The organism is Streptomyces sp. NPDC019396 (assembly GCF_040632375.1).
Taxonomy (GTDB): Bacteria; Actinomycetota; Actinomycetes; order Streptomycetales; family Streptomycetaceae; genus Streptomyces.
Map to the genome: position 1 here is coordinate 94,799 of NZ_JBEYBS010000018.1, position 12,985 is coordinate 107,783.

Here is a 12,985-nt window from a genome sequence, read left to right on the forward strand (position 1 = left end):
GCACGGGGAACCACGCCCCCGTAAAGTAATCACCGTCCCACCAGCCGCTCCACCGTCGCAGCGGCCAGCACCGCCGCACCGAGGAGCCGCACCGCCATGGCCGAGCACGCTGAAGGCACCCCGCGAGCCGAGCAGGCCGAGCACGCCGCGAGCACAGAGCCGGCCGCGAGCGCCGGGCGCCCCGCCTACCCCGTGGGACTGCGCCTCTCGGGGCGCCGCGTCGTCGTCGTCGGCGGCGGCCAGGTGGCCCAGCGCCGCCTCCCGGCCCTCGTCGCGGCCGGTGCCGACGTCATCCTGATCTCCCCCTCCGCCACCGCGTCGGTCGAGGCCATGGCCGAGGCCGGCGAGATCACCTGGACCAGGCGGCGCTACGAGGACGGCGATCTCGCCGACACCTGGTACGCCCTCGTCGCCACCAGCGACCCGCTCGCGAATGAGGCCGCGTCGGCGGAGGCCGAGCGGACCAGGACCTGGTGCGTACGCTCCGACGACGCCGAGGCGGCCACCGCCTGGACCCCGGCCACGGGCCGGAGCGAGGGCGTGACCGTCGCCGTCCTCACCGGCAACGACCCCCGGCGTTCCGCCTCGGTGCGCGATGCCATCGTGGAGGGCCTGCGGGACGGCTCGCTCACCGCCCCGCACCATCGCTCGCGTGAACCCTTCGTCGCCCTGGTCGGCGGGGGTCCCGGTGACCCGGACCTGATCACCGTGCGGGGACGCCGGCTGCTCGCCGAGGCGGATGTCGTCATCGCCGACCGCCTCGGACCGCGCGATCTGCTCGATGAACTGCCGCCGCATGTCGAGGTGATCGACGCGGCCAAGATCCCGTACGGCCGCTTCATGGCCCAGGAGGCCATCAACAACGCCCTCATCGAGCACGCGAAGGCGGGCAAGTCGGTCGTCCGGCTCAAGGGCGGCGACCCGTTCGTCTTCGGACGGGGGATGGAGGAGGCCCAAGCGCTCGCGCAGGAGGGCATCGCCTGCACGGTCGTGCCCGGGATCTCCAGCTCCATCTCGGTGCCGGGTGCCGCGGGCATCCCGGTCACACACCGGGGGGTCGCTCACGAGTTCACGGTCGTCAGCGGGCATGTCGCACCCGACGACGAGCGCTCCCTGGTCGACTGGAAGTCGCTCGCCAAGCTGCGTGGCACCCTCGTGATCCTCATGGGGGTGGACAAGATCGGGGCGATCGCCGAGGCGCTGATCGCACACGGCAAGTCTCCCGAGACCCCGCTGGCGCTGATCCAGGAAGGCACCACCGCCGCCCAGCGCAGGGTGGACGCCACGCTCGCCACGGTCGCCGAGGCCGTCCGTACGCACGACGTCAGGCCGCCCGCCGTCATCGTCATCGGGGACGTGGTCGCCGTCGGTGCCGGGCGCCCCCGCTCGTAGGCCGGCAGCCCCCTCGGCACCCGCCAGCGTAACCACTGGTAACCAATTACCCGCCCGGGCCGTTGGCACCATCACCCGGAGAAGGCAGTATCACCCTGTGGCTGAACTCATCACCGTCGACGACCCCGACGACCCGCGTCTGCGCGACTACACGGGACTGACCGACGTCGAGCTCCGGCGCAGGCGTGAGCCCGCCGAGGGCCTGTTCATCGCCGAGGGCGAGAAGGTCATCAGACGGGCCAAGGACGCGGGTTACGAGATGCGTTCCATGCTGCTCTCGGCCAAGTGGGTGGACGTCATGCGGGACGTCATCGACGAGATCCCGGCCCCCGTGTACGCCGTGACCCCCGAGCTCGCCGAACGCGTCACCGGCTACCACGTGCACCGCGGCGCCCTCGCCTCGATGCAGCGCAAGCCGCTCCCCGCGGCCGAGGAGCTGCTGCGCAGCGCGCGCCGGATCGCCGTCATGGAATCGGTGAACGACCACACCAACACCGGTGCGATCTTCCGCAGCGCCGCCGCACTCGGCATGGACGCCGTACTGCTCTCGCCGGACTGCGCCGACCCGCTCTACCGGCGCTCGGTGAAGGTTTCCATGGGTGCGGTCTTCTCCGTCCCCTACACCCGTCTCGACCACTGGCCCAAGGGGCTGGAAACGGTCCGCGAGGCGGGCTTCAAGCTGCTGGCCCTCACCCCCGACGAGAAGGCCTCACCCATCGACGAGGCGGCCCCGCACCGCCTCGACCGGGTCGCGCTGATGCTCGGTGCCGAGGGCGACGGTCTGTCACGGCAGGCCCTGGTGGCCGCCGACGAGTGGGTGCGCATCCCGATGGCGCATGGCGTGGACTCGCTCAATGTGGGCGCGGCGGCCGCGGTCGCCTTCTACGCGGTCGCAACGGGCCGCCCGGAAAGCTGAGCGGGTCTCCGGCTCCGCCGACCGCCCCCGGACCTCAACCCCGCAGGCTCTGAGCCACGGTGATCCCGAGCGCCACCACGAGCGTCACGACCACGAACACGAAGATGCGCTGACGCAGCAGCCGGGGGTTGGCCGGCCTGCGCCCTGTGGACGTCGTGCGCACACCGGCTCGTGACGGTGTGCGCCCCGCTCCCGTGCCACCCCGGGACGGAGCGGGACGTGAACCACCCGTACGGGACGCCGAGGGACGGGACCCCCGCTCACGCGCGGGTGCCTGGCGTCCCTGCCCCTGCGTACTGCGGCTCTGGCCCTGGGTGTTGCGCCCCTGCGCCTGTCCCTGCCCCTGGGTGCTGCGCCCCTGGCCCTGGGTGTTGCGCGCCGTGTACCGGACGGTGCTCTGGCGCCCTGACGACAGATCCTGCTCGATCCGCTCACGCTGGGCAGGAGGCCGCAGCGCCGGCAGGCCCTGAGCCTCACGTGCCGCGATCTCCTTCAGCCGCATCGACAGCTGGAGCGTGCTCGGACGCTGCTCGGGGTCCTTGGCCAGACACGCCCGCAGCAGCGGTGCCAGCGCGTCCGGCACCCCCCACAGCTGCGGCTCCTCGTGTACGACGCGGTAGAGCATGACCTCGGAACTGCCCTGACCGAAGGGTGAGTCACCGGTGGCGGCGTAAGCGAGCGTCGCGCCGAGCGAGAACACGTCGGTCGCGGGGGTGACCGCCGCCCCCCTGACCTGCTCGGGCGCAAGAAAGCCCGGCGAGCCCACGGCTGTGCCGACGTGGGTGAGCGTGGAGGCCCCGGTCGCCCAGGCGATACCGAAGTCGATGATCCTCGGGCCCTTCGGGGACAGCAGGATGTTCGACGGCTTCAGATCACGATGCACGACACCGGCCTCGTGCACGGCCACCAGGCCCTCCGACAGCGCCGCCCCGATAGCCGCGGTCTCGGCCGCCGGCAGCGCGCCGTCCTCGGCCACCTTGTCGTGCAGCGACGGGCCGGGGACGTACTGCGTGGCGAACCACGGGCGGTCCGCTTCGAGGTCCGCCGCCACCAGCCGGGCCGTGCAGCCGCCCCGGATACGCCGGGCGGCGGACACCTCGCGGGCGAACCGTGACCTGAACTCCTGGTCCTCCGCCAGATCCGGTCGGATCACCTTCAGCGCGACGCGCTGACCACGGCGGTCGGAACCGAGATAGACGACCCCCATACCGCCGGCGCCGAGCCGCCGGTGCAGCCTGAACGAGCCGACGACCCGCGGATCCTCGCGCCGGAGCCGCATCAACGCCATGTTTATCCCCGCCGGCTGGTCGTCCGATATCCGTTTGACGTGGCACAGCTTACGTATCTGTGGGCCGGTGTGCTCATAGGCCGCGCCCTCAGGAGCCGATCGATCGTCAGTGCCACCCACGGCACCTGAAGGGCAATCAGGGTGCCGTCGCCCACGGGGTGCAGCCGCCCGGACGTCCCCAAGGCGGCTTTGCCGAAGGGGCGTTGAGTCGGCGGAATCATCCTCGGTGCCGTGCCCCGCCAGGGTGACGCGGAGCCTTCGCCACGGTGGCCGGCGCCCTCCGGCGGGTGGTCAGGCCCTTGCCGCCACACGGGGACAGGAATGACGTGACCGAAGTCACGCGCGCAGGCCCCTGCCCCTGCTCCTGCCCCTGGTCTCGGCGGTCCCGCGGGCGGGCGGGCGGCCCGGGCCGTGCGGGGCATCCCCTCCGGGAAGACCCGCAGATCAGGTGCAGCGTCTCCACCCAGGGGAGTACACCGCCGGCGCCCGGCTCATCCTCCGGGAGGCCCGCGATTCGGTACGCGGGCATGACGCCCGGGCCCGCCCGCGTCCCTAGCCTTGAAGTCAAGCGGTGGGTGCAGCTCTCGTCCCCCGAGGTCGGACACCCGCCGCTGCCAACGATGACAGGAGAGGACTCATGGCGGACACGGCATCGCGGACCATGATCCGCGCGCAGGGACGCAGGGCGTTCGCCGCGTTCGGCGTCCGCCCGTCCGGCCGCCGCCACCCGCTGGTGGCGACGGCGATGGTGCTCCCTCTCGCGGCCCTGCTCGTCGTCGCCTTCGGCGGCTGGGATGCAGTGGTCACACAGGCGTCGTCCGTGGGCGTGATGCTGGGGCGCTGAGCGGCGCTCCGGTCCGGGAGAGCGGCCCGGGTCTCACGACATCCCACCCAAAGCCCCGTGGGGACGGGGGTGCGGCGGACGGCACGCGCTGGGCCGGTCAGCTGGGGAGCTGACCGGCCAGCGCCATGTACGGCCCCGGCGGGCGTGTTCCGCGCCCTGCGGGCCACCCCTTAGGCTCGCCGGGTGGACCAGGGCAATGCCACGCTCGTGCGTGCGCTTTCGGAGACCGCGCGGTCGGCGGCTCATGTGCCGGGGCGGGCGGGTTCCTGCCGGGCCTGCGGGAGGGGCGCCGACGTGCTGGCCCAGCGCGCCGACGGGGTGGTGGTGCGCCACGGCGCAGCCGTCGCGAAGGCGCACGCCCCCGGCACCGACCCGGAAGGTCACCGGCTACGTCTCGCCGTGGCGGCGCACCCCGAGCTGGACGGGATACTCCTGGCGCCGATCGGCGGCGTCGACGGTGCGGGGGCCCAGGTCGCCGGGCGCCCCGTCACGGCCTGGCCGTACGGCAGCCCCGTGGATCCCACAGCCCCGGAGGACGCCCCCTGGGAGGCGGTCGCGCACCTCCTCGCCCGGCTGCACCGCGTGCCGTTGGAGCGACTGCCCGGGCCGCTGCCGCCCATGCGTGGGCCGCTGAAGGCCGCGGCGGCGGTCGAGCGCCTGCCGCGCCACCCCGCCGCCCGGCCCGTGCTGGCGGCCTGGCGGAGCCTGCCGGCCTGGGCCAGGGGCGAAGCACCGGCACCGTGCCACCCGCCCCGGCTCTGCCACGGGGACCTTCATCTCGGTCAGCTGGTGCGCCATCCCGCCCACCAAGGCCCCTGGCTGCTGATAGACGTCGACGACCTCGGCCTCGGAGACCCGGCGTGGGACCTCGCTCGTCCCGCCGCCTGGTTCGCCGCAGGGCTGCTGGCACCCGACGACTGGAACCGCTTCCTCACCGCGTACCGCGAGGCCGGCGGCCCTGCGGTCCCGCCGGCTCCCGGCGACCCCTGGCCCCAACTCGACGTACCCGCCCGTGCCCTGACCGTGCAGACCGCGGCTCTCGGGCTGGCCAGGAGCGCCCGGGAGGGCAGGGAGCCCGACGAGGCGGAGCAGCTGATGATCGGATCCTGTGCCCGAATTGCGTCCCTCCCGACCGACTTGGACGGCAGCCGCCCGTCGTAGGGTTGTCGCAGCCGTGCACACCAACCGACCGGCGAGGAGCTGAGCAGAACATGCAGTGTCCCAAGTGCCATGCGCCCATGCACACGTACAACCGCAATGGCGTCCAGATCGAGCAGTGCAGCGGGTGCCGGGGGATATTCCTCGACTACGGCGAGCTGGAGGCGCTTACCCGCATGGAGTCCCAGTGGGTCCAGCAGGCTCCGCCCGCACCGGCCCCCGGCGGCTACCCCGCGCCCGCGCCCGCCGCCCCGGCGTGGGGCGCTCCGCACCACGGTCACCATGGTGGCCACCACCGCAACAAGAGCTTCGGACGGATGCTCTTCTCCTCCTGACGCCTCCCGCCGGTTCCTGTCCCGGCCCTCTGCTCCTGGCAGGGAGAACGACGACGGAACCCCCGGCCGCATCGGCGGCCGGGGGTTCCGGGCTGTGGACGATACTGGGATTGAACCAGTGACCTCTTCCGTGTCAGGGAAGCGCTCTCCCGCTGAGCTAATCGTCCTCGGGACCACGATCCGAAGGCCGTGGGTGGTGCTGAGTGGACGATACTGGGATTGAACCAGTGACCTCTTCCGTGTCAGGGAAGCGCTCTCCCGCTGAGCTAATCGTCCTCGGGACCACGATCCGAAGATCGCGGGTGGTGCTGAGTGGACGATACTGGGATTGAACCAGTGACCTCTTCCGTGTCAGGGAAGCGCTCTCCCGCTGAGCTAATCGTCCTTGGAGGTGGAGACGGGATTTGAACCCGTGTAGACGGCTTTGCAGGCCGTTGCCTCGCCTCTCGGCCACTCCACCCCGGAGTGCGGGGGTCGGGAAGATCCCCCTCTCGAGCGGACGACGAGATTCGAACTCGCGACCCTCACCTTGGCAAGGTGATGCTCTACCAACTGAGCCACGTCCGCCTGTCGTTTCCCGGTCCGCTCTCGCGTCCCGGCGACGTGTTGAACTCTAGCGGATTCCTGGGCCAGCACAAAAACGCGTTTCCGCAGCGTGCTGAGCTGTGGTCACCGCGGGTTCACCACCGGGTGCGCTGCCGATACCCTCCGGAAGGTGAGGGGCCTCAGCCCCGGACGCCGCCGAGGTGTGACCAGGACCGCACCTGACGATCATCGGGACGTTGCTTCCCGGCCACCGGACCAGGTCCGGCGACCGCCCGGAGCGGCGGGCCACGCCCCGCCATAGACTCACAGCCGTGCACGACCTCGCTCCTCTGGCCCGCTTCGGCGGCCTCGTCGCCACCGACCTCAGGGATGTCACCTCCGACCCCGAGGCCCTCGAGTCGTCCGGCTTCTGGGCCGTCGCCGCGGACTTCGAGGGACGCCTCACCTGCGCCCGCTTCGGCGACGTGCGCAACGCGCCGGTGCCCGCACCCGAGCCGGGGTGCTGGCGGGGCCCCGCGGCCGGGGACTGGAGCTCGTCCCTGGACCGTGCCGCCTACACCGCTGGCGTGCGCCGGATCCGTGAGCACATCGCGGCCGGCGAGGTCTACCAGGCGAACCTCTGCCGAGTGCTGTCCGCACCCCTGCCGGACCCGGAAGCCGCCGATGTCGACGCTCTGACGGCACTGCTGGCGCGCGGCAACCCGGCCCCGTACGCGGGGACGATCCGGCTGCCCGCGCACGGTGTGGAGATCGCCACCGCTTCGCCCGAGCTGTATCTGCGCCGCGACGGTGGGACGGTGGAATCGGGGCCGATCAAAGGGACCGGTCGCACCCCCCTGGACCTGCTGGAGAAGGACCACGCGGAGAACGTCATGATCGTCGACCTGGTCCGCAACGACCTGGGGCGGGTCTGTGCCACCGGTTCCGTCACGGTCCCGGCCCTCTGCGCCGTCGAGGCACACCCCGGTCTCGTCCATCTCGTGTCCACGGTGTGCGGCGAACTGGCCAGGGGAGTGGGCTGGCGGGAGCTGCTGGACGCCACCTTCCCGCCCGGATCGGTCACCGGAGCACCCAAGTCCAGCGCTCTCAGGATCATCGAGTCGCTGGAGCCCTCGCCCCGTGGTCCCTACTGCGGCGGCATCGGCTGGGTGGACGCCGACCGCCGCACCGCCGAGCTGGCCGTCGGCATACGCACCTTCTGGATCGACCGGGCCCAGGGCCTGCTGCGTTTCGGCACCGGCGCCGGCATCACCTGGGGATCCGAACCCGAGCGCGAGTGGGACGAAACCGAACTGAAGGCCTCCCGGCTGCTCGCTGTAGCGTCGGGAAGCTACGCACGGACTGGAAGGACCGCGTCATGAGGATCTGGGTGAACGGCGGACTGAGGGATGCCGGCACCGCGCTTGTCTCCGTACTCGACCACGGGATAACGGTGGGCGACGGCGTGTTCGAGACCGTCAAGGCGACCGAAGGGCGTCTCTTCGCCCTCACCCAGCACCTCGACCGGCTCACGCGCTCGGCCCGTGGTCTCGGCCTGCCCGACCCGGACCTCGACGAGGTGCGCCGCGCCTGCGACGCAGTGATCGAGGCCAACCCCGTGGCCCTGGGCAGGTTGCGGATCACGTACACCGGCGGGCTCTCCCCGCTCGGCTCCGACCGCGGCGACGCCGGTCCCACCCTCGTCGTCGCGCTCGGCGAGTCCGCCCGCCGCCCCGACTCCACCGCCGTGATCACGGTCCCATGGGTCCGCAACGAACGCGGCGCGCTGAGCGGGCTGAAGACCACTTCCTACGCCGAGAACGTCGTCGCCCTCGCCCGCGCCCATGAGCAGGGCGCGTCCGAGGCTCTGTTCGCCAACACAGTGGGGCAGCTCTGCGAGGGCACGGGGTCCAATGTCTTCGTGGTCGTCGACGGTCATCTGCACACTCCGCCGCTCTCCTCCGGCTGCCTGGCCGGGATCACCCGCGCCCTGGCCGTGGAGTGGACCGGGGCGCAGGAGACGGAGCTGCCGCTGGACGTCCTGGACCGGGCCGAGGAGATCTTCCTGACCTCCACCCTGCGCGATGTGCAGGCCGTGCACCGGGTGGACGGCCGCACGCTGTCCTCGGTGCCGGGGCCGGTGACCGCCAAGGCCATGCGGATCTTCGAGGAGCGCGCCGCCGCCGATCCGGATCCGCAGGCGCCCTGATGCCGTGGCTTCTGTCTGGTCGGAGATGCCCGTAAACCCTGTGAAACGTGGTGACGGCGGGCCGCCGGACAGGTAGAACACCCCTGATGACCACCACTCTGCGGCCGTCCGGGCCGCTCCAGCGGGACGACCGGGGCGCCCGGTCACGAACCTACGACGTGTGCGTGAACAGCAGACGCGTCGGCAGCATCGAGCTGGGCACCCATCCGTCGCTCGGGCCTGCGGCGGGGGTCCTGCGCTCTCTGGCGATCGACGCGGGCGACCGACACCGCGGGCGGGCCACGGTCGCGGCGCTCGCGGCGGAGGAGGTGCTGCGTGACTGGGGCTGCACTCGGATCAGCGCCTCGATCCCGGTGGGGGCGACGGCCGCGCTGCGGCTCGCGACGGCGCTCGGATACGTCGAGCAGGACCGCATCATGCTCAAGGAGCTGACCGCCGAGCCCCTGCCCGGGCTGCCCGGGGGTGCCGAGTGGCGGCCCATGGACGAGGCGGAGTTCCGCGACTGGTCGGCCGCGGAAACCGAGCACTACGCGCAGACCATGGTCGGCCTCGGCCTGCCGACCGAGCAGGCCCGCGCACGTTCCGTGGCCGACCAGCGCGAGTTGCTCCCCGACGGGCTCGCCACCCCCAGGACCTGGTTCAGGGTGCTGGAGGCGGAGGGCTGTGTGGTGGGGCACGTCTGGGTGGGCGAGCGTGAGGTGCGCCCGGGAGAGCGGGGGGCCTACGTGTACGACATCAGGGTCGCCGAGCGCCACCGCGGGCAGGGCCATGGGCGCACCCTGATGCTGCTGGCGGAGCGGATCGCCCGGACGGAAGCCGGGGCGGGCCTGCTCGGACTGCGTGTCCTCGCGGGCAACACCCCGGCGCTGCGCCTCTATGAGTCGCTCGGCTACCGGGCGACCCGCATCAACGTGGGCAAGCGGCTGTTTTAGGAGCCGTAGGAGTTCGGGAAGAGGTCCTGCTCCGCGAGGAGCCGGTCGGTGATCTCCTCGATGCGCGCGCGCAGCCCCTCCTGGCTCTTGCCGCCGTCCAGCCGCTCGCCGCCGATGACATAGGTGGGGGTGCCCGTGACGCCGATGGCCTTGCCCTCGGCCTGGTCGGCGTCGACGATCAGGATGTGCCGTCCGTCGACGAGGGCGGTGTCGAACTCCTCGGCGTCCAGACCCAGTTCACGAGCCACGTCGACGAGCAGCGGCTCGCCCTGGGTGTCCAGCTCGTCGACCCGGCCGAGGACAGCGGCCACGTACTCCCAGCCCCGGCCCTGGACCGTGGCCTCCTCCGCTGCCTGCGCGGCGGCGAAGGCGTGCTTGTGCTTCTCCAGCGGGAAGTGGCGCAGACGCGGCTCCAGCCGGTCTCCGTAGCGCTCCCGGAGGGCGTGGAGGTCGGTGAGGGCGGTGCGGCAGTCGGGGCACTGCAACTCGCACCAGACGTCCAGGACGATCGGCGGTGAGGAGGTCTCGCTCATGCGCACAGTCTCCCAGCCGTGCCTGACGCATCCCAACCGGTACCGGCCTGGGGCCGGGGTATCCCGGAGATCTCCCTGACATGCGCCCGGATCATGGCCCGTACCGGTCGCGGCGGTGCAGGATGGGAGGAGAGCGGGAAGGAGAAGGGGGAGAGGAAGGCGCGACAGAGGGCGCGCACCACTGCTTCGCTGGCCATGGAGGACGGGATGCTTGCCGAGACCATTTGTTCCGCGGCTGCCGCGGCCGGGCTGGGCATCGCCGCGGTCACGGCGTACCGCAAGCGCTATCTGACCGCGGCCCGTATAGCCGCGTATGCGCTCGTGCCCCTGGGGCTTGTGCTGACGGGCGCGGTGGGGTGGCTGGCCGGTACGGCGTTCAGCCCCGTGGCCTGGTTGGGCGTCGGGCTCCTGGGCTTGTCCTGGGTGCTCTTCTCGACGACCCGCAGGATGGAGCGCCGTGCGCTGGAGAAGCAGGCGCAGGAGGATCCGGCGATACCGGGGTCAGAGACCGCCGGCAAGCAGTCCGGGCAGATCAGCCCGGGTAGGCGGGGCAAACCGGTCAAGCGGAGCAAGCAGTCCACGACGGGTGCCGCAGCCGGTGGGGACGACTTCAGTGATGTCGAGGCGATCCTCAAGAAGCACGGCATCTGATCCGCGGCCTCCGGCCGCAGTGGTGTGAAACGCCACGGGATCCGGTGAACTCGCCGCACCAAAGGGCGTGTTGCCCGATCACCGCGCTCCGGGCTGCGTCATCATCGCCCCGAGATGCTCGATACCCCCGCGGGTCAGACCCCCGCCTCAACCCCCGCCGACGAGCCGCGTGGCTGCCTCTTCGCGCTGTCCCAGCCGCCGCTGATGATCTTCCTCGCGGTGATCGGCTGCCTACTTCTCATGGCCGCGATCCATGATCTGTTCCTGCTGTGAGGGTGGTGGTCAGCCGGCCGCTTCCTTGCGGCGCGCACGGTACGCGGCGACATGCAGTCGATTGCCGCAGGTGCGGCTGTCGCAGTAGCGGCGTGAGCGGTTGCGGGAGAGGTCGACGAAGGCGTTTCCGCAGTCCGGCGCCTCGCAGCGGCGGAGCCGCTCCTGCTCGCCGGAGACCACGATGAAGGCGAGGGCCATTCCGCAGTCGGCCGCGAGGTGGTCGGCGACCGACGCGCCGGGTGCGAAGTAGTGGACGTGCCAGTCGTAGCCGTCGTGGTCGGTGAGCTGCGGCGTGGTGCCCGCCGCGGCGACGAGCTGGTTGATGAGTTCGGCTGCGGAGCGCGGGTCCGGAGTGGCGAAGACCTCGGCGAAGCGGGTGCGTACCGCGTGCACCGCCGCGAGGTCGGTATCGGTCAGAACGCCCACGTCACTGACCTTGTGGCTTCGTACGAAGTCGTACAGCGATGGGATGTCCTTGAGCTCGTCGCTCCCCGCGCGCTCGGGCGCGGTGTTCACCAGATCGACGACGGTGTCGAGGGCGCTGCGGGTGTCGTGGGGGATCAGCACGATTCGCTCCCTGGCTGCTGCGGGCGGGTGCCCGCCGAATTGCGCTGACTCTAGCGTCTCGCCAAAACACGCGACGGCGCCGTCACCGCGGGATGCGGTGACGGCGCCATCGCCTGCTGCGCGCCCTACGCGCCCTCCGTGCGGTGCCGTCTCCCCGAGTCGGACGGCGCCGTGCGGTTCCCGGCCAGGTTCAGCTCTCGGCCAGGATGTGCGAGAGCTCGGTGTCAAGATCGAAATGGCGGTGCTCGGTGCCCGGTGGCACCGCTGCGTCGGTGCGCTTCAGGAAGGACTCCAGAGCCCGCGCAGGCGCTTCGAGGAGGGCTTCGCCCTCCGGGGAGCTCAGCGCGATGCAGACGACGCCCTGGCCGTGACTGCGCGACGGCCAGACTCGGACGTCACCGGTGCCGGTGGGCCGGTGCAGGCCCTCGGCGAGGAGATCGCGGGCGAACACCCATTCGACCGTCTCCTCGGCTCCGGTGTGGAAGGTGGCGTGCACGGCATAAGGATCGGCCGTGTCATACCGCAGGCCCGCGGGTACAGGCAGTGAGGACTCGCTCGATACAACGAGGCGCAGGTGCAGCTCGCAGCTGACCGTGGTGTTCATAAGCGCCAGGGCCTTTCGCTCAGTGTGCGCTCGGGGATTCGCACGTCGGCGAAATCGACATGCCACCTACGGTGCCGTTGTAAACCCCTCTGTCCGTTTTGTGATCCTCCGGGTACCCCGTACGGAGGAGTGTGATGTCCGACTCTGTGGTCATTCCCGCAGGGGCTCCCGTCAGGTACTTTGGGCTTCATGAATGCGGAGAGTGACGAGCGGGCGAAGGGTGGCGCGGCTCTGGCCCCCGGACCCGTCACGGGGGATGCGGCCGAGGGTGCGGTGGGTGCTGAGCGGGCTGCCGAGCAGCCCCTGGGATCCAGGGCGCCGGAATTCGTGAAGGCGCGCCGGACGCTGCATCTCAGCTGGCAGGTCGGCGTGTTCATTCTGGGTCTCGCCGTCGTTGTGGCGGGCGTGATCATGCTGCCCCTGCCGGGCCCTGGCTGGCTGGTGATCTTCGGCGGCATGGCCATCTGGGCGACCGAGTTCGTCTGGGCGCAGCTGGTGCTGCGCTGGACGAAACGCAAGGTGACAGAGGCCGCACAGCGGGCCCTCGACCCCAAGGTGCGCAGGCGGAACATCATCCTCACGTCCGTCGGCCTGGTGATCATCGGCGTGTTGGCCGGCATCTACCTCTGGAAGTTCGGGCTCGCCATGCCCTGGAAGATCGATGAGTAGCGACGAACCGTGACTCACGGTGACGGAGGTGTCGGCGGGTGACCGCGCGATGATCGTCGCGATGGTCATGGAGTGCCGCTGACATGGGG

Annotated in this window: 15 protein-coding genes and 5 tRNA genes; 11 read left to right on the forward strand and 9 right to left on the reverse strand. The window is 71.3% G+C overall.

The genetic code is table 11. From position 1 onward, the window contains the following. Positions 1 to 96: 96 nt before the first annotated feature. Both cobA and ABZ532_RS21275 read left to right on the forward strand, forming a co-directional pair. Entirely contained in the window at positions 97 to 1,392 is a 1,296-nt protein-coding gene (gene cobA, locus ABZ532_RS21270; protein WP_361285774.1) for a uroporphyrinogen-III C-methyltransferase, read from the forward strand. 97 nt (positions 1,393 to 1,489) lie between these two features. After that, positions 1,490 to 2,308 carry an RNA methyltransferase gene (locus tag ABZ532_RS21275; RefSeq protein WP_361285778.1) on the forward strand — a complete coding sequence of 273 codons (819 nt, stop codon included), beginning with the start codon at positions 1,490 to 1,492 and terminating at the stop codon, positions 2,306 to 2,308. Between the two features lie 34 nt (positions 2,309 to 2,342). On the opposite strand, the gene ABZ532_RS21280 is transcribed toward ABZ532_RS21275, so the two are convergent. Next, the gene (locus ABZ532_RS21280; protein ID WP_361285969.1) at positions 2,343 to 3,602 is read right to left on the reverse strand and encodes a serine/threonine-protein kinase; all 1,260 of its coding nucleotides are present in this window, start codon (positions 3,600 to 3,602) and stop codon (positions 2,343 to 2,345) included. Between the two features lie 631 nt (positions 3,603 to 4,233). On the opposite strand from ABZ532_RS21280, the gene ABZ532_RS21285 reads away from it, so the two are divergent. The 3 genes from ABZ532_RS21285 to ABZ532_RS21295 all read left to right on the forward strand — a co-directional run bounded on the left by ABZ532_RS21285 (position 4,234) and on the right by ABZ532_RS21295 (position 5,933). Further along, positions 4,234 to 4,440: a hypothetical protein gene (locus tag ABZ532_RS21285; RefSeq protein WP_361285781.1), complete on the forward strand. Its 207-nt coding sequence runs from the start codon at positions 4,234 to 4,236 to the stop codon at positions 4,438 to 4,440. Positions 4,441 to 4,686: 246 nt separating this feature from the next. Then, complete coding sequence (locus tag ABZ532_RS21290) at positions 4,687 to 5,601, forward strand: aminoglycoside phosphotransferase family protein (RefSeq protein ID WP_361285972.1); 915 nt, start codon at positions 4,687 to 4,689, stop codon at positions 5,599 to 5,601. A gap of 50 nt (positions 5,602 to 5,651) precedes the next feature. Then, positions 5,652 to 5,933: a zf-TFIIB domain-containing protein gene (locus ABZ532_RS21295; RefSeq protein WP_361285784.1), complete on the forward strand. Its 282-nt coding sequence runs from the start codon at positions 5,652 to 5,654 to the stop codon at positions 5,931 to 5,933. Between the two features lie 95 nt (positions 5,934 to 6,028). On the opposite strand, the gene ABZ532_RS21300 is transcribed toward ABZ532_RS21295, so the two are convergent. The 5 genes from ABZ532_RS21300 to ABZ532_RS21320 form a co-directional block, all read right to left on the reverse strand. Beyond that, a tRNA-Val gene (locus ABZ532_RS21300) sits at positions 6,029 to 6,100 on the reverse strand. 37 nt (positions 6,101 to 6,137) lie between these two features. Then, positions 6,138 to 6,209 (reverse strand) — tRNA-Val (locus ABZ532_RS21305). Positions 6,210 to 6,246: 37 nt separating this feature from the next. Next, positions 6,247 to 6,318: transfer RNA gene (locus ABZ532_RS21310), tRNA-Val, on the reverse strand. A gap of 1 nt (position 6,319) precedes the next feature. Continuing rightward, positions 6,320 to 6,393: transfer RNA gene (locus ABZ532_RS21315), tRNA-Cys, on the reverse strand. A 34-nt stretch (positions 6,394 to 6,427) separates the two neighbouring features. Further along, positions 6,428 to 6,500 (reverse strand) — tRNA-Gly (locus ABZ532_RS21320). Positions 6,501 to 6,790: 290 nt separating this feature from the next. Here ABZ532_RS21320 and ABZ532_RS21325 point away from each other — a divergent pair. The 3 genes from ABZ532_RS21325 to ABZ532_RS21335 all read left to right on the forward strand — a co-directional run bounded on the left by ABZ532_RS21325 (position 6,791) and on the right by ABZ532_RS21335 (position 9,599). Further along, positions 6,791 to 7,840, forward strand: coding sequence for a chorismate-binding protein (locus tag ABZ532_RS21325; protein ID WP_361285787.1), 1,050 nt, complete (start codon positions 6,791 to 6,793; stop codon positions 7,838 to 7,840). Next, entirely contained in the window at positions 7,837 to 8,667 is an 831-nt protein-coding gene (locus ABZ532_RS21330) for an aminodeoxychorismate lyase (protein ID WP_361285790.1), read from the forward strand. The genes ABZ532_RS21325 and ABZ532_RS21330 overlap by 4 nt, the downstream gene beginning before the upstream one ends. An 86-nt stretch (positions 8,668 to 8,753) precedes the next feature. Beyond that, positions 8,754 to 9,599: a GNAT family N-acetyltransferase gene (locus tag ABZ532_RS21335; RefSeq protein ID WP_361285793.1), complete on the forward strand. Its 846-nt coding sequence runs from the start codon at positions 8,754 to 8,756 to the stop codon at positions 9,597 to 9,599. On the opposite strand, the gene ABZ532_RS21340 is transcribed toward ABZ532_RS21335, so the two are convergent. Beyond that, on the reverse strand, positions 9,596 to 10,132 hold the full coding sequence (locus ABZ532_RS21340) for a DsbA family protein (protein WP_361285796.1): 537 nt from the start codon (positions 10,130 to 10,132) through the stop codon (positions 9,596 to 9,598). The two genes, ABZ532_RS21335 and ABZ532_RS21340, sit on opposite strands and share 4 nt — an antisense overlap. 207 nt (positions 10,133 to 10,339) lie before the next feature. Between ABZ532_RS21340 and ABZ532_RS21345 the strand changes: the two genes are divergently transcribed. Further along, on the forward strand, positions 10,340 to 10,783 hold the full coding sequence (locus ABZ532_RS21345) for a hypothetical protein (RefSeq protein ID WP_361285975.1): 444 nt from the start codon (positions 10,340 to 10,342) through the stop codon (positions 10,781 to 10,783). Positions 10,784 to 10,897: 114 nt separating this feature from the next. Then, on the forward strand, positions 10,898 to 11,056 hold the full coding sequence (locus ABZ532_RS21350) for a hypothetical protein (protein ID WP_361285799.1): 159 nt from the start codon (positions 10,898 to 10,900) through the stop codon (positions 11,054 to 11,056). A gap of 9 nt (positions 11,057 to 11,065) precedes the next feature. Here the strand turns inward: ABZ532_RS21350 and ABZ532_RS21355 are convergent, their stop codons facing one another. After that, on the reverse strand, positions 11,066 to 11,623 hold the full coding sequence (locus ABZ532_RS21355) for a CGNR zinc finger domain-containing protein (protein WP_361285802.1): 558 nt from the start codon (positions 11,621 to 11,623) through the stop codon (positions 11,066 to 11,068). A 190-nt stretch (positions 11,624 to 11,813) separates the two neighbouring features. Beyond that, on the reverse strand, positions 11,814 to 12,227 hold the full coding sequence (locus ABZ532_RS21360) for an SsgA family sporulation/cell division regulator (RefSeq protein ID WP_003959770.1): 414 nt from the start codon (positions 12,225 to 12,227) through the stop codon (positions 11,814 to 11,816). A 189-nt stretch (positions 12,228 to 12,416) separates the two neighbouring features. Between ABZ532_RS21360 and ABZ532_RS21365 the strand changes: the two genes are divergently transcribed. Continuing rightward, entirely contained in the window at positions 12,417 to 12,896 is a 480-nt protein-coding gene (locus ABZ532_RS21365; protein ID WP_361285805.1) for a TIGR02611 family protein, read from the forward strand. Positions 12,897 to 12,985 lie beyond the last annotated feature (89 nt).

Excerpts from the sequence above, each read along its gene's own strand:
- cobA (WP_361285774.1), top strand. The coding sequence starts at position 97 with ATGGCCGAGCACGCTGAAGGCACCCCGCGAGCCGAGCAGGCCGAGCAC.
- ABZ532_RS21285 (WP_361285781.1), top strand. The coding sequence starts at position 4,234 with ATGGCGGACACGGCATCGCGGACCATGATCCGCGCGCAGGGACGCAGG.
- ABZ532_RS21295 (WP_361285784.1), top strand. The coding sequence starts at position 5,652 with ATGCAGTGTCCCAAGTGCCATGCGCCCATGCACACGTACAACCGCAAT.
- ABZ532_RS21330 (WP_361285790.1), top strand. The coding sequence starts at position 7,837 with ATGAGGATCTGGGTGAACGGCGGACTGAGGGATGCCGGCACCGCGCTT.
- ABZ532_RS21335 (WP_361285793.1), top strand. The coding sequence starts at position 8,754 with ATGACCACCACTCTGCGGCCGTCCGGGCCGCTCCAGCGGGACGACCGG.
- ABZ532_RS21340 (WP_361285796.1), bottom strand. The coding sequence starts at position 10,132 with ATGAGCGAGACCTCCTCACCGCCGATCGTCCTGGACGTCTGGTGCGAG.
- ABZ532_RS21345 (WP_361285975.1), top strand. The coding sequence starts at position 10,340 with ATGCTTGCCGAGACCATTTGTTCCGCGGCTGCCGCGGCCGGGCTGGGC.
- ABZ532_RS21350 (WP_361285799.1), top strand. The coding sequence starts at position 10,898 with ATGCTCGATACCCCCGCGGGTCAGACCCCCGCCTCAACCCCCGCCGAC.
- ABZ532_RS21360 (WP_003959770.1), bottom strand. The coding sequence starts at position 12,227 with ATGAACACCACGGTCAGCTGCGAGCTGCACCTGCGCCTCGTTGTATCG.
- ABZ532_RS21365 (WP_361285805.1), top strand. The coding sequence starts at position 12,417 with ATGAATGCGGAGAGTGACGAGCGGGCGAAGGGTGGCGCGGCTCTGGCC.